This is a genomic window from Guptibacillus sedimenti, from assembly GCF_028610665.1.
Classification (GTDB): Bacteria; Bacillota; Bacilli; order Bacillales; family Guptibacillaceae; genus Guptibacillus; species Guptibacillus sedimenti.
Map to the genome: position 1 here is coordinate 138520 of NZ_JAQQWV010000005.1, position 14472 is coordinate 152991.

The 14472-nt window shown below is 40.8% G+C and carries 14 protein-coding genes; 8 read left to right on the forward strand and 6 right to left on the reverse strand.

All coding sequences use genetic code 11. The features are described 5' to 3' along the window. Positions 1–86: 86 nt before the first annotated feature. Positions 87–893, reverse strand: coding sequence for an alpha/beta fold hydrolase (locus tag PQ578_RS18595; RefSeq protein WP_273835930.1), 807 nt, complete (start codon positions 891–893; stop codon positions 87–89). A gap of 211 nt (positions 894–1104) precedes the next feature. On the opposite strand from PQ578_RS18595, the gene PQ578_RS18600 reads away from it, so the two are divergent. Beyond that, positions 1105–1482, forward strand: a complete 378-nt coding sequence (locus PQ578_RS18600) for a PH domain-containing protein (RefSeq protein WP_273835931.1) — start codon at positions 1105–1107, stop codon at positions 1480–1482. Positions 1483–1552: 70 nt separating this feature from the next. Here PQ578_RS18600 and nhaC read toward each other — a convergent pair whose 3' ends face one another. The 4 genes from nhaC to PQ578_RS18620 form a co-directional block, all read right to left on the reverse strand. Further along, complete coding sequence (nhaC, locus tag PQ578_RS18605; protein ID WP_273835932.1) at positions 1553–2986, reverse strand: Na+/H+ antiporter NhaC; 1434 nt, start codon at positions 2984–2986, stop codon at positions 1553–1555. 81 nt (positions 2987–3067) lie between these two features. Further along, positions 3068–3322 carry a biotin/lipoyl attachment domain-containing protein gene (locus tag PQ578_RS18610; RefSeq protein WP_273835934.1) on the reverse strand — a complete coding sequence of 85 codons (255 nt, stop codon included), beginning with the start codon at positions 3320–3322 and terminating at the stop codon, positions 3068–3070. A 45-nt stretch (positions 3323–3367) separates the two neighbouring features. Next, complete coding sequence (locus PQ578_RS18615; protein ID WP_273835935.1) at positions 3368–4657, reverse strand: Glu/Leu/Phe/Val family dehydrogenase; 1290 nt, start codon at positions 4655–4657, stop codon at positions 3368–3370. A gap of 27 nt (positions 4658–4684) precedes the next feature. Continuing rightward, a complete protein-coding gene (locus PQ578_RS18620) occupies positions 4685–5887 on the reverse strand; it encodes an ornithine--oxo-acid transaminase (protein ID WP_273835936.1) in 1203 nt (400 codons plus the stop codon). A gap of 254 nt (positions 5888–6141) precedes the next feature. Here PQ578_RS18620 and PQ578_RS18625 point away from each other — a divergent pair, with 254 nt between their 5' ends. The 5 genes from PQ578_RS18625 to PQ578_RS18645 all read left to right on the forward strand — a co-directional run bounded on the left by PQ578_RS18625 (position 6142) and on the right by PQ578_RS18645 (position 12020). Further along, positions 6142–7560, forward strand: coding sequence for a sigma-54 interaction domain-containing protein (locus PQ578_RS18625; protein WP_273835937.1), 1419 nt, complete (start codon positions 6142–6144; stop codon positions 7558–7560). Between the two features lie 183 nt (positions 7561–7743). Next, complete coding sequence (locus PQ578_RS18630) at positions 7744–9480, forward strand: sensor histidine kinase (protein WP_273835938.1); 1737 nt, start codon at positions 7744–7746, stop codon at positions 9478–9480. Beyond that, positions 9481–10209 carry a LytR/AlgR family response regulator transcription factor gene (locus PQ578_RS18635; RefSeq protein WP_273835939.1) on the forward strand — a complete coding sequence of 243 codons (729 nt, stop codon included), beginning with the start codon at positions 9481–9483 and terminating at the stop codon, positions 10207–10209. It begins immediately after the preceding gene. 138 nt (positions 10210–10347) lie between these two features. Next, on the forward strand, positions 10348–11805 hold the full coding sequence (locus PQ578_RS18640; protein WP_160920603.1) for a carbon starvation CstA family protein: 1458 nt from the start codon (positions 10348–10350) through the stop codon (positions 11803–11805). Positions 11806–11846: 41 nt separating this feature from the next. Further along, positions 11847–12020 (forward strand): hypothetical protein, encoded by a 174-nt coding sequence (locus tag PQ578_RS18645; RefSeq protein ID WP_273835941.1) that lies wholly within the window; start codon positions 11847–11849, stop codon positions 12018–12020. 48 nt (positions 12021–12068) lie between these two features. Here PQ578_RS18645 and PQ578_RS18650 read toward each other — a convergent pair whose 3' ends face one another. Then, the gene (locus PQ578_RS18650; RefSeq protein ID WP_273835942.1) at positions 12069–12893 is read right to left on the reverse strand and encodes a nucleotidyltransferase domain-containing protein; all 825 of its coding nucleotides are present in this window, start codon (positions 12891–12893) and stop codon (positions 12069–12071) included. 174 nt (positions 12894–13067) lie between these two features. On the opposite strand from PQ578_RS18650, the gene PQ578_RS18655 reads away from it, so the two are divergent. Then, entirely contained in the window at positions 13068–13310 is a 243-nt protein-coding gene (locus tag PQ578_RS18655) for a hypothetical protein (RefSeq protein ID WP_273835943.1), read from the forward strand. 187 nt (positions 13311–13497) lie between these two features. Continuing rightward, positions 13498–14448, forward strand: coding sequence for an L-lactate dehydrogenase (locus PQ578_RS18660; RefSeq protein ID WP_273835944.1), 951 nt, complete (start codon positions 13498–13500; stop codon positions 14446–14448). The last annotated feature ends 24 nt before the right edge of the window (positions 14449–14472 follow it).

Below are 14472 nucleotides of genomic sequence, written 5' to 3' on the forward strand. Positions count from 1 at the left end.
AAGCAACACCTATTTTTAGGAAAATTGAAAGTTTTTTGAAAGAAAATAAAAGACAAGTAAACAGGCTTACTTGCCTTTTCAAAAAGCTAATTAAGACTCCCAATAAATTCATCAACAATCCGATTAAATCGCTCAGCTTCTTCTATAAATGGACAATGGCAGCTATCTTCAAATAAAACAAGTTTTGCGTTAGGAATTTCACGTTCTAAGTGCTCCCCTGCTGCTACTGGAATGAGCTTTTCTTCTTTTCCAAAACACAATAGCGTTGGTTTCGTGATTTGATTTAAATAAGGACGGCAGTCAATGATCGATTGATCGAATAAAATAGCACTCGCAATGGAAGCTGGCATTTTTGTTGTCTCCGCTAACATCCACTCAAGCTCAGATTGAGGTCGGTCCTCTTTAAACATGAGAGGAATAAACCCTTGAAGCAATGCCTTCTGATTGGATTGAATGTCTCTCATCATTCCTGTCAGTGCTGGGAGATCGAATGCACCTATATCAAAATCAGGCCATTTGAAGTCAGATGCGAGCTCATCAACAATAACTGTTCCCTTCACATTGTCTTCACCGAACTGATGCAAATATTCCCAAATGACAAAGGCCCCCATTGACCAACCAACTAGCGTGACTTCTTTTAAGTGAAGTTCATCGATGAACTTCTTAAGATCACGAGCATAGTTTGCCACAGTATGACCAGTTTGAACATGAGAGGACTGGCCATGACCCCTTAAATCCAAAGAAATTGCTCGATACTTCTGTCTAAAGTAAGGAAGCTGCTTTTTGAAAAAACGACTACTCATCCAAACACCGTGAATAAAAATAACAGGGCTACCCATTCCCACATCTTCATAATAAACTTCAAGATCATCTCCAAGATTCATAAATGGCATTGTTACCCCTCCTAATAGTAATCACTGCTGTTCTTCCAGATTAAATAGTTAACTTGAGTGTAGCACGAGCATCATTCGATACGTATGCAAGAACCCGCTCTTTTATCCATATTTTGCTCGACAACATTCGAGCCAGTTCGGGTGGTGACAGGCACTTCCTATGCTAGAATATGAGGGAATGCATGATAAAAAATGTGAAGGAGGAGTTACAATGGGCATTTTAAGTGGATTTATGGGAAATGCTTCAACAATGAAGAAAGAAGACGTGAAGAAAGAACTGTCTAACATTCTTGCTGACACAGAAGAGGTGAATGCTGCGTTTAAGCTTGTCAGAGATTTAATCGTGTTCACAGACAAACGGCTTTTATTCGTTGACAAACAGGGTATGACAGGTAAGAAAGTAGAATATCATTCTGTTCCATACAAGAGCATTTCGCACTTCAGTATTGAAACAGCAGGACACTTTGATCTTGATGCAGAGCTTAAAATCTGGATTTCCAGTTCACAGACTCCTACCTTCTCGAAGCAGTTTAAGAAGGATGATAGCATCTATACAATCCAAAAAATTCTTGCACAGCTTTGCGGATAAAACCGAGATCAATTCAAAAAGCAGAATCTCCTTAAAAGGAATTCTGCTTTTTATTTTATACCGCTTCCTATTATCCTACTTCTTCTGCCTTCTCTTCATCCTCCACCCAGTTCATTCTCTCTTCTTTTGTCATATAAGCAATTGTTAAACCGCTCCATGCAAAGGCAATCGAAAGAATAGGTACAAGATAGTTTAAGATCGCATATGGCGCATAGTCAATCACAGAAACTCCTAACGTACCAAAGATAAATACAGCACACGTATTCCACGGGACAAACACAGAAGTTAATGTGCCTCCATCCTCGATCGCCCTTGATAAATTTTTGGGATGGAGATTTAACTCCCTATATCTCTTTACATACATCCGACCTGGTAGCACTACTGATATATATTGCTCTGCCGTTAACACATTTGTTGCAAAGGCAGACATAACTGTCGTCGTTAATAACCCTTTTGCTGTTTTTGCTATTTTAATAATTTGATTTACAATTGCATGAAGCATTCCTGTGTTTTCTAGTATTCCACCAAACGTCATCGCACAAATAACGAGAGAGACGGTATACATCATATCGTCTATGCCACCTCGATTGAAAAGTTCATCGATTGTGGCATTCCCTGTTTCAATGAAAAACCCGCTTTGCAATGTATTGACTGCTGTTCCTACATCACCGCCCTGCACAAAAACATCAGCAAGAAAACCCAGAATAATACCAGAAATTAAGGAAGGGATAACAGGTACTTTTTTTGATACTAATACAATCACTAGAGCTGGCGCTATAAGGAGCCAAGGTGAAATAACGAACTCTTCTTGTAACACTTTCATAATCGCTTCGATTTTCTCAAAATCAATCTTATTTGAGGCGAATTTTGTTCCTAAATACCAGTAAACACCTAGAGCAATGATAAAAGCGGGCACTGTAGTATACGTCATATGCTTAATATGCTCGAACAAATTTGCCCCTACTGTTCCTGAAGCGAGATTCGTCGTATCTGAAAGAGGGGACATTTTATCGCCAAAGTACGCTCCTGAAATAATCGCTCCAGCAACCATTCCAGAAGGAATGTCCATACTCATCCCTATTCCCATCCCTGCAATACCAATTGTCCCCATTGTGGACCACGAACTTCCCGTAGCAATTGAGACAATTGCACAAATAACCGCAATAGATACTAAGAAAAAAGCTGGTGATATGAGCTTTAAACCATAATAAAACATCGTTGCTACAATTCCTCCGCCAATCCATGCGCCGATCACAATCCCTACAAGAATGATGATAACCACTGCTGGTAACGCAAGACGAATTCCTTTGTAAATACTAGATTCGATTTCACCCCAACTGAAACCAACAAACCAAGCTATGAAAGCGGATACAATAGCACCTAAAATAAGAGGGATATGGGCACTTCCTTCAAAAACGACAATGGTAAACACCATCGCAACAATCATAGCTATGAACGGAACAATTGCTAAACCAAAAGTCATCTGCTTATCGGTTCTCCTCATTCGCTTACCTCCAGTTTGATTCATGGTCTACCTATGTACCTCTTCTGCCTAAACAGAAAAGGGTGGCGCGCTTATAGTATATCAATCACTACCGGTAATTAACAAATCATCCCTCAAGGTTCCTAACACTGTAACAGGTGTAATCTCTTCTCCCTGACTCACTTCTATTGAAAGGAGATGTCCACTTACTCCAACATTAATATGTTCAAGTTTACCTTCCCCTGTTTTAACTAAAAACAATGTTTCCCACTCATATACATAATCTAATGGCTGTGTAACGACCTGTTCAATTGTACCATAGTAAGGACTGTTGATTGTATGAACGATCTCATTCATTCTATCATCCTCCCTTTCGTTACAGTTATATAGAATCCACTTGATTTAAACCCAACCTCGAAACTTTGAAGCTTCTGCCATCTTTCGAATTCCTGCCATATAAGCTGCTAACCTTGTATCAACGTGGTAAGTTTTTGAGATTTCATAAACTTTCGCAAAAGACTCAACGATCACCTTCCGCAACCTTGCTTCTACTTCTTCTTCGGTCCAATAGTACCCCTGATTATTTTGGACCCATTCAAAATACGAGACTGTCACACCACCTGAACTTGCCAATACATCAGGAACAAGTAAAATACCCCTCTTAGTTAAGATTTTTGTAGCCTCGATTGTTGTCGGTCCATTAGCAGCTTCTACTACAATGGCAGCTTTAATGGCTGAAGCATTTTCGATTGTAATTTGATTTGAAATCGCAGCTGGCACAAGAATATCACAGTCTAACTCAAGGAGATCCTTATTCGTAATCGTGTTGGTAAATAAAGTTGTCACCGTTCCAAAACTATCGCGCCGATCTAGCAAGTCATCAATATCAAGACCTTCAGAATCATAAATCGCACCATAAGCATCAGAGATTCCGATGATTTTAGCTCCAGCATCATGCATGAATTTCGCTAGGAAACTCCCAGCATTCCCAAACCCCTGAATAACTACGCGTGCTCCCTGTAGCTTGATTCCTTTTCTTCTAGCAGCCTCTTCAATGCAGATCGTTACACCACGAGCTGTTGCAGTTTCTCTTCCATGAGACCCACCAAGCACCACTGGTTTACCCGTAATGAATCCAGGAGAATCGAATTCACGAATTCGACTGTATTCATCCATCATCCATGCCATAATTTGTGAATTCGTGAAAACATCTGGAGCAGGAATATCTTTTGTCGGTCCAACAATCTGACTGATTGCGCGAACATAGCCACGACTCAACCGTTCCAATTCGCGGAACGACATCTCACGAGGATCACAAATGATCCCGCCCTTGCCTCCCCCGTAAGGTAAATTGGCGATTCCACATTTTAAACTCATCCATATAGATAAAGCTTTTACTTCATCCTCATTCACCTCTGGATGAAATCGCACTCCACCTTTTGTCGGTCCCACCGCATCATTATGCTGGGACCGATATCCGGTAAAAATACGAACCTTATCATTATCCATTCGCACAGGAATACGGACAGTTAGCATTCTCATTGGTTCTTTTAAAAGTTCATACATCTCATCTGAATAGCCTAATTGATCCAGCGCTTCCTTCACGACAATTTGAGTGGAGTGAAATAAATTCAGTGATTCCGTATCTTGTTTTTCATCCTGCTTTAATTGTTGGCTAACTGCCGTTTCCATGTAGACACCTCATTTTATTTATTGTTCTTACTTGGATAACACTTGGACGATTTTAGCTATTGCCCAATCAAGATCTTCACGTGAAATCACGAGCGGCGGTGCAAAACGAATCACCGTATCATGCGTTTCTTTACATAAAAGCCCTTTTTCTTTTAACTTTTCGCAGTAAGGTCTTGCTGACTCTGTTAACTCAACTCCGATAAATAATCCTTTACCGCGCACTTCTTTAATAAGAGGGTTATCGATTTCTTTTAATTTTTCTTGAAAATAGTTACCAAGCTCGAGTGACCGCTGAGCTAACTGCTCATTTTCCAATACGTCTAGGGCTGCAACCGATACTGCGCACCCAAGTGGATTCCCACCAAATGTAGAGCCATGTGAGCCGGGATTAAATACCCCAAGAATTTCTTCATTTGCTGCAATACACGAAATCGGGAAAACGCCACCGCCAAGTGCCTTTCCAAGTATATAAATATCCGGCTCAACATCTTCCCAATCGCAGGCGAACGTTCTACCAGAGCGGCCTAGCCCGGCCTGTATTTCATCTGCTACGTAAAGAACATTGTTTTCTTTACATACTTCATAAGCTTCTTTTAAGAACCCTTCAGGCGGAATTACAATCCCTGCTTCTCCTTGAATCGGTTCAAAAAGAAAAGCAGCAGTGTTTGGTGTGATGGCTTTTCTTAGCGCTTCTATATCGCCGTAAGGAATTAATTTAATTCCCGGTAACATTGGACCGAAACCTCTCTGGTATTCAGCCTCTGAAGAAAGGGACACAGCCGTCATAGTACGTCCATGGAAATTCCCGACGCACGCAATAATTTCAGCCTGATTTTCAGAAACGCCTTTCACATTATAAGCCCAGCGTCGCACTGTTTTAATGGCGGTTTCTACTGCTTCTGCCCCTGTGTTCATTGGAAGAACTTTTGCTTTATTCGTTAACTTTGCGACCTTCTCATAAAACGGAGCCAATTGGTCGTTATGAAAAGCTCTAGAAGTTAACGTAATCCGATCTGCTTGATCTTTTAACGCTTGAATGATCTTCGGATGACGATGTCCTTGATTAACTGCTGAATAAGCGCTCAGCATATCCATGTATCGGTTACCTTCAGGGTCTTTTACCCAAACCCCTTCCGCTTCCGTAATAACAATTGGAAGCGGGTTATAGTTATTCGCTCCAAGTTGAGTTGTTTTTTCAATCACATTCTCAGTCGTAGTTTGTGTCTTCATGTTCATCCTCCTTTAAAAGTTCGCCTCACCTAGAGAAGCAAAAATAACTTCGCTCTCCCTCTCCTTAGTAATTAGCAAGTTTTATGCCAACTTTTATTTACGCGTTAAACATAAGGATGACGGGGATTATTTAATTCAGATACGCAAAATTCCTTTGCGTATAATTGATCTATTTTGCATGCATGCGCAAAATAATATTGCAACGCATCTACTTCTACACATACAATAACGATAGCAGTAAGGAGGTATGTATTTTGAATAATGACACTGAGAACGAATGTAAATCTCTCGAAACCATAAACCAGGTATATAAAAAAATCATCGATGAAATCGATGTGGGTGTTCATGTGATTGACGATAAAGGCAAAACGATCATTTATAATCCGAAAATGATGCAAATTGAAGCAATGAATCACCAAGACGTGCTTGATAAATATTTATTAGATGTTTTCATGTTTTCTGCAAATGAAAGCAGCACGCTCGTTAAGGCGCTTCAGAAAGGGATCGAGACGTCAAATGTGAAACAAACGTATTTCAATAATAAAGGGAAAGAAATCACGACAATTAATCACTCTTTTCCTATTTTAGAAAATGGTACGATTAAAGGTGCTGTCGAAATTTCAAACGACGTGACTAAATTAGAACGGTTAATTCGAGATAATATGAATCGAAAAGGGAACACGCGCTTTACATTTGATAGCATTATCGGAAGTAGTCTTGCTATTCAAGAAGTGATTGAGAATACAAAACGCAGTACGCGAACGTCGTCATCTGTTTTAATCGTAGGGGAAACCGGTACGGGGAAAGAATTATTCGCGCAAAGTATTCACAATGGAAGCCATCGCTCTTCGGCTCCATTTATCTCGCAAAATTGCGCAGCACTGCCGGATAACTTAATTGAAAGCCTACTTTTTGGAACGAAGCGTGGAGCTTTTACAGGCGCCACGGAACGACCAGGATTATTCGAACAAGCAGAAGGCGGAACGTTATTACTTGATGAAATCAATTCTTTAAGTATGAATTTACAAGCGAAACTATTGAGAGTCCTACAGGAAAAAACAATTCGGCGCATTGGTGACACAGAAGATAAGGCCATTGACGTGAGAATCATTGCTACAATGAACGAAGACCCCATTGAAGCCATTGCGAAGGAACGAATGCGTAAAGACTTGTATTACCGACTTGGAGTTGTGACACTATTTATCCCTCCACTTAGAGAAAGGAAAGAGGATATCTCTTTGTTAGTGAATACCTTTATCTCAAAATATAATGATCTCTTTCAAATGGATGTGAAAAGAGTAGATACCGAAGTCTCTGAGTCATTCCAGGCTTACGATTGGCCAGGGAATGTTCGTGAATTAGAGCATATTATTGAAGGCGCGATGAATTTAATGATGAGCGAAGACATCATCCACTATTCTCATTTGCCCATTCAGTATCGAAATAAATCTCCATTACAAAAAGAAAGGGATTTGATTGAGCATGACTCACTAACCATTCATCACTTAAATCAAGTCATCCCATTGAAAGAACAAATGGAGAAAGCTGAAAAAAATTATATTCAACAAGTGCTTAAAGAAAATAAAAACAATATCTCGAAAACAGCACGGGTGTTAGGTCTGAGTAGACAAAGCTTGCAGTACCGGTTAAGGAAATTTGATATTCAAACGTAACTAGAAAAGGTGAAATGAAATCGTACTATTTGTTTGAGTGATTCGTCTTCTCTCGTTCATCCATTTTATCTATTTATTAAAACCCGTATAATATAAAGTAACCGCTTTATCATTCGACAAAATTTGACTTAAACCGGGTGGTGACAGGCACCTACAACAGGCACCGGAAAGGAGCTTCTCCTCATGATCGAACTCTTGCTTACGATGCTAGAGCGACTTGGCATTATCGTTACAATTGCATTTGTGCTAACCCGCTTTCGCTTCTTCCGAGATATGATCTACAGCGATCAGCTCGCTCGTAAGCAGCAGTATGTTGCGATTGGCTTCTTTGGTTTCTTCGGGATCATTGGAACGTATACAGGTTTAACATTTAGTACAGATTCACTTCAATTTAATTCCTGGCCACTTGAAGTTTCTTCTGACGAAGCCATCGCAAATTCCAGAGTAATCGGAGTCGTTCTTGCTGGACTTCTTGGTGGAAAGAGGGTTGGATTTGGTGCAGGGCTTATCGCAGGGGTTCATCGCTATATGCTCGGCGGATTCACAGCATTAGCTTGTGGACTTGCCTCCATTATTGCTGGACTTATCGCGGGCTCTCTACACAAACGAAATCGTCATGTAAAACTTCGATCAGCTTTTATGATCGGTGCAGGTGCAGAAGCCGTTCAAATGCTCATTATCTTAATGCTTTCTAAACCGTTCCAAAATGCCCTGGCTTTAGTAGAAGTCATCGGAATCCCAATGATTCTCGCAAACGGGATTGGCTGTGCTCTCTTCCTTCTTATTATAAAAAATGTTGTAAACGAGGAAGAAAAAGCTGGTGCTCTTCAGGCACAGAAAACCCTTCGTATCGCGGATCAAACACTTGGTTATCTCAGACAAGGGCTTTCCGAAGCTTCAGCTAATGAAGTCTGCCAGATTCTTCATCGAGAAATTGAAGGTAGCGCAGTAGCCATAACAGATCGTACACACATTTTAAGTCACGTTGGCCTAGCAAACGACCATCACCAACCAGGACATGAGATTCAAACGACTATTACGAAAGACGTGATTCATAAAGGGGAAATTGTTATAGCAAACGATCAAACCATTCACTGTGCCGAGAAAAATTGTCCGCTCGGAGCAGCCATCATTGCTCCCCTTAAACAGCGTGGGAAAACAATCGGCACGCTAAAATTTTATTTCCGATCGGAAAAAGAAATTACCCATATTATTACTGAGCTCGTTCTAGGTCTCAGCAATCTTCTTAGTAATCAGCTCGAAATCGCTGAAGCAGATAAAGCCTATCAGCTCGCAAAAGAAGCCGAAATCAAAGCATTACAAGCACAAATCAGTCCGCACTTTCTGTTTAATTCACTTAATACCATCATTTCGTTAATTCGAATTGAACCAGATAAAGCACGTAAACTACTCGTCTCCCTTTCACACTTCTTAAGACAGAATTTATCTGGAACGACGGCAAATATGACGTCGCTTAACCAGGAGTTAAAACACGTGAAAGCCTATCTTGAAGTGGAAGAAGCACGATTTGTAGACAAACTAACCGTTAAATATACAATTGATGAAAGTGTATTATCCGTCCAATTGCCTCCCCTCACGTTACAGCCGATTGTTGAGAATGCGATTAAACACGGTATCAAAAATAAGGAAAACGATTGTCTCGTTGAAATTGCGATTGCTCAAAATCCAAACGGGGTTACTGTTTGTGTGACTGATAACGGTGAAGGGATTCCCCCTGATCGTTTAACAGAGCTTGGAAAAGCACACGTGTCATCAGAAATTGGTACAGGACTCGGTCTCTATAACGTTAATCGTCGACTAACCATGCTATTTGGAAACGAATCTAGCCTTTCCATTCATAGCGAGCTTTATAACGGTACAACCATTTGCTTTTTGATTCCACTAATGGAGGACGAATAGATGAACGAAATGAAATGTTTAATCGTGGATGATGAGCGATACAGCCGCAAGGAACTCGTTCATTTACTCTCACATTGTAATTCGATAAATGTTATTGGTGAAGCTGATTCAGGTGAAACAGCTGTGATTAAAGCACTTCAACTCCAACCAGATGTTGTGTTTCTTGATGTAGAGATGCCCAAAATGAATGGGATGGAAGCAGCAAAAGCCTTATTGGAACTAAAAAAACCGCCGCACATTGTCTTTGCTACGGCTTATCCTGAATTTGCTGCAGAAGCTTTTCGATATGAAGCAGTTGACTATCTTTTGAAACCTTATGATGAAGAGCTGCTTCTTCAAACGGTACAGCGTCTAGAGAAGTTGATGCAAGTTTCGACTAAAGGAGAACTTCCTCCAAAAAAAGGCAAGCTCTCAGTTGAACTAGAAGGTGAAATTCATTACCTTGATCCAAATGATATTCTCTTTATTTTTCGCGATGAAAAAGTCTCACGGATCGTTGTGAAAAATGGCGAGTACGAAGTGAAGATGGCGCTTAAAGAACTTGAAAGCCGACTATCCTCCTTCTCGTTTTTTAGGATTCATAAAGGATACCTTGTTAATCTTCACTACGTGACGCGCCTTACCCCCTGGTTTAATGGTGCTTATCAGCTTGAATTAGAAGGATTTGAGGAGAAGCTTTCGGTTAGTCGTAATTATGTAAAAGCGCTACGTACGGAACTTGAATTGTAATTCCGAGTGCATTTCAGTCTTTCATACTGACATCTCAATCCAACTTTCAGACATGTTAGAGCGTAATGAGTCCATTCCTCCCTCTCTTCTCTTATACTTTATGTAAACGCATACATTCGTACGGAAAGGGATGATTTCATGTATACATTTCTAGCAGGAATTGCACTTCTAATTATTGGTTATTTTACTTATGGTAAATTTGTAGAGAAGGTTTTCGGCATTAAGGAAGCTCGTCAAACCCCGGCCTATACCCATCAGGATGGCGTCGATTATCTTCCAATGAACACGAAGAAGAACTCCTTGATTCAATTATTGAACATTGCAGGTGTTGGTCCAATCTTCGGCCCGATCCTGGGTGCACTCTACGGGCCAGTGGCTTTTCTCTGGATCGTATTTGGCTGTATTTTCGCAGGAGCTGTTCACGATTATCTTACAGGAATGATCTCCATTCGTAACAGGGGCGCTCACTTACCTGAACTTGCAGGAAAATTTCTTGGAAAAGTGATGAAGCACGTTGTGAATGCATTCGCTGTGCTACTTCTCCTTCTAACAGGAACAGTGTTTGTAACAGCACCAGCTGGTCTATTGAATAACTTAATGAATGGCTGGGCAACAATGGGCCTCATTCTAGGAGCGATTTTTGTTTACTATATCCTAGCAACATTGCTACCGATTGATAAAATCATCGGACGCTTTTATCCGATTTTTGGTGCACTTCTTCTTATTAGTGCACTTGGCGTTGGTGCTGGGCTTGTGTTCACCGGCGCGCCGATTCCTGAAATTACGCTAAGTAACTTTCACCCTGACAATGCACCGGTCTTTCCATTGCTATTCTTAACGATCTCTTGCGGCGCGCTTTCTGGGTTTCACGCTACACAAACGCCAATCATTTCACGCACAACCCAAAATGAAAAACAAGGTCGTAACATTTTCTACGGTATGATGATTGCTGAAGGTGTTATTGCGATGATTTGGGCTGCTGCCGCTATGAGCTTATTCAATGGCCCGGTTGGGTTAAATGAACTACTTGCAAATGGTGGTCCCGCTGCGATTGTAAGTGAAGCTTCTACGCTCATGCTCGGTGCGATCGGTGGAACGCTAGCCATTCTTGGTGTTATCGTCCTTCCAATTACATCTGGCGATACAGCCTTCAGAAGTGCTCGTATGATTATTGCAGACTACTTTAATTACTCACAGCGTAAAGTAACAAATCGTCTCTGGATCGCACTACCGCTTTTCGTTGTTGCATTTGGGCTTACGAAAATTGATTTCACTCTTTTATGGAGATACTTCTCATGGGCAAACCAGTCTACAGCGATGATTGCCTTATGGGTTGGTGCGATGTACTTGTTTATTGCAAAGAAAAACTACTGGATTGCCATGATTCCAGCGATTTTCATCACAATGGCAACGACCACTTACATTCTAAATGCGCCAATTGGATTCCGCCTACCAATGAATGTCGCTTACATTGGGGCAACCATCATTACGATCGCCGTTATTGTAGCTTTCTTCTACTCGGCTCGTAAGCAACGTGCTGCCAACATTCCCCTCGAAATCGATATTTCAGGTTGGGATAAGGACAGCGTTGCTTAAAGGGATACGTTAAACAGAGAATCCCCTTTGGCGGATCGTGAATGAAACCAAAAAGGTGTGATGATATGGGCTGCTGCCATTCGAAATATAAAACGACTCTTGAGGAAGAGGAAGAACGAATTAATGAGAAGGGAAAAGAACAGCTCCCTCTCTTTGGAAAAGTGATTCTTAGCGTTTTGTTTCTTTGCGGAATTGCGCTAATCACCTATTTATGAAATTTTAAAAGGGAGCGAGATCAAATCCATGATCTCGCTCCCTTTTTACTACTCAATCGAAAGACGCCAAACTCTTTCAGGGTTATACTCATTTAGCCAATCATTCGCTTCTTGAATCAGCCACCCTCCGAACTGATCCAAAAATTGAGTAATCTCTTCTCTCGATTTTATTGGGTATACTGCATAAATTAATGCCTGCTTCATACATGACTCTTTATGAGGAAAGAAGTTACTAAACAACGTATAAGCTGGATAGAGATCTCTTGTATACTTTGGATCTTTCTCCATTACAAGCGCGAGACCGCTCCGGACAATGATCTTCATAATCCATCCGCAGCAATCAGCTATATCTTCAACATCTTCATTTCCAACTAGCTCTCTTTTTGCTTGATTAATGTGATTTTCTAGCTGAATTAGATGATCATTTGCAAGAGCGCGGTCTGGTTTATAATTTGGAATAGCTTTTGCCACATCGTTTCCATACACAAGTAGACTAGACGTTTTTATCATAAATGGAATGATTGAAAAGCACGTTACTGGTTCTAGCTCTTGTTGTGAAATGAAACTGACCTCACAACCATTCACCCACGGAAATTCATCGGTAATGATTTGATTGAGGAACTCAGCTATTTGCTCATTTTCATGCTCCGTTAAAACAATGATGTCGAGATCAGATATACCCTCAATTCCCTTACCCTTTGGGACTGAACCTCGTAAATAAATGCTTTGTAAAGGCACTTTTAGCGTTAGAATCTCAACTGCACGATTGATTGCATTTCGATAGTTGCCCACCTTCTCCCGTGACGTATCGTTTACCAAATACCCTTCTTCATTCACCGCATAAAAAGACCCTATTGGTTTAATCGCGTTCATCCGCCACCTCCAATGCTTTATCTTTATCATAGCTACTTTGTTTTTTATATTAAAGAGTTTATTACAATTCCATTCCTGTCCAAACCTCTTCTACTTTTGGTTCATAGAGTAATAGTGTACAGAGAGTTCGGAGAGTTCTATAACTCTTACACTAAATTAGAAATGAGGAATCACATGTCTTATCACAGCGAGTTTAACAACAACATTGGCAGATGTGTGGCGATACGTTGTCATGACGGTACAACGCACTATGGTTACATTGATCATTGTGATCGTGACAATGTCTACCTTCGCCCAATGGAAGGCGGTAATGACGGTCCCGGCTTTGGAAGCTACTTCTTCTTTGGAGCCGCTCTTATTGCTGTTGGCCTAGCTTCAATTGCCGCTTATAGCTGGTCCCCATTCTTCTTCTGGTAAAAAAAAACGCTCAAAAATTGAGCGTTTTTTTTACATACCTTTCTGATCCAATTGCATTTATTTCACCTTTTAAAATTAATTTTATATGTAAACCTTTTCATGTGATCTTTGTCACATATGAGCAATTAAATCCACGTTATAGTTTGTATGTGAAAGACATCACAAACAATAGATTGGTGGAATTGATATGAAAAACCAACGATATACAACGAGAGTCGCCGTCATTGGAACTGGATTTGTTGGAACAAGCTATGCTTTCGCCTTATTAAATCAAGAAGTTGTAAATGAAATGGTTCTCATTGACTTAAATAAAGAAAAAGCTGAAGGAGAAGCCAGAGACTTAAATCACGGGATGCCGTTTGGATCGGCTATGAGAATTTGGGCAGGGGATTATGAAGACTGTCGAGATGCTGACATTGTCGTCATCACAGCTGGGGCAAATCAGAAGCCTGGGGAAACGAGACTTGATCTTGTTGAAAAGAATGTAAACATCTTCAGGGGAATTGTTACTGCCGTTATGGAGAGTGGTTTTGACGGACTATTCATCGTTGCCACGAATCCAGTGGATATCCTCTCTTACGCTACATGGAAATTCTCTGGTCTACCGATGGAACGTGTTATTGGTTCTGGTACGATTCTCGATACCGCAAGACTTCGTTACTTAATCGGCGAGCATTTCCAGGTCGATTCTAGAAATGTACATGCTTATATCCTCGGCGAGCATGGCGATACGGAGCTTCCCGTTTGGAGTCACGCAACCATTAGTAGTCGCCCAGTAACGCAAATGCTATCAGAAGAGGAGCTGCCAGTACTTGAAGAGATTTTTACGAACGTCCGCGACGCAGCTTACCACATCATTAATCGGAAAGGCGCAACTTATTATGGTATTGCAATGGGACTTGTTCGTCTGACCAAGGCAATTCTAAGAAATGAACGCTCTATCCTAACGATTTCAACATTGATGCAAGGTGAATATGGTCTTGATGACATCTATATTGGCGCCCCTGCTATTATCGACAGAAACGGTATTCGAGAAATTGTGGAGCTTGATCTCACAGAGACGGAGATGGAGCAATTGCACCATTCTGCAAGGACGTTACGAGAAGCAATGAAACCCTGTTTTGAGACAGTGAAATGAAACCCTACTATAACGCTTAAGAGG

Bases quoted from the DNA above. Each gene is read 5' to 3' on its own strand.
- PQ578_RS18630 (WP_273835938.1), top strand. From the start codon at position 7,744: ATGATCGAACTCTTGCTTACGATGCTAGAGCGACTTGGCATTATCGTT.
- PQ578_RS18645 (WP_273835941.1), top strand. From the start codon at position 11,847: ATGAAACCAAAAAGGTGTGATGATATGGGCTGCTGCCATTCGAAATAT.
- PQ578_RS18640 (WP_160920603.1), top strand. From the start codon at position 10,348: ATGTATACATTTCTAGCAGGAATTGCACTTCTAATTATTGGTTATTTT.
- PQ578_RS18595 (WP_273835930.1), bottom strand. From the start codon at position 893: ATGCCATTTATGAATCTTGGAGATGATCTTGAAGTTTATTATGAAGAT.
- nhaC (WP_273835932.1), bottom strand. From the start codon at position 2,986: ATGAGGAGAACCGATAAGCAGATGACTTTTGGTTTAGCAATTGTTCCG.
- PQ578_RS18600 (WP_273835931.1), top strand. From the start codon at position 1,105: ATGGGCATTTTAAGTGGATTTATGGGAAATGCTTCAACAATGAAGAAA.
- PQ578_RS18655 (WP_273835943.1), top strand. From the start codon at position 13,068: ATGTCTTATCACAGCGAGTTTAACAACAACATTGGCAGATGTGTGGCG.
- PQ578_RS18620 (WP_273835936.1), bottom strand. From the start codon at position 5,887: ATGAAGACACAAACTACGACTGAGAATGTGATTGAAAAAACAACTCAA.
- PQ578_RS18660 (WP_273835944.1), top strand. From the start codon at position 13,498: ATGAAAAACCAACGATATACAACGAGAGTCGCCGTCATTGGAACTGGA.
- PQ578_RS18615 (WP_273835935.1), bottom strand. From the start codon at position 4,657: ATGGAAACGGCAGTTAGCCAACAATTAAAGCAGGATGAAAAACAAGAT.
- PQ578_RS18650 (WP_273835942.1), bottom strand. From the start codon at position 12,893: ATGAACGCGATTAAACCAATAGGGTCTTTTTATGCGGTGAATGAAGAA.
- PQ578_RS18610 (WP_273835934.1), bottom strand. From the start codon at position 3,322: ATGAATGAGATCGTTCATACAATCAACAGTCCTTACTATGGTACAATT.
- PQ578_RS18635 (WP_273835939.1), top strand. From the start codon at position 9,481: ATGAACGAAATGAAATGTTTAATCGTGGATGATGAGCGATACAGCCGC.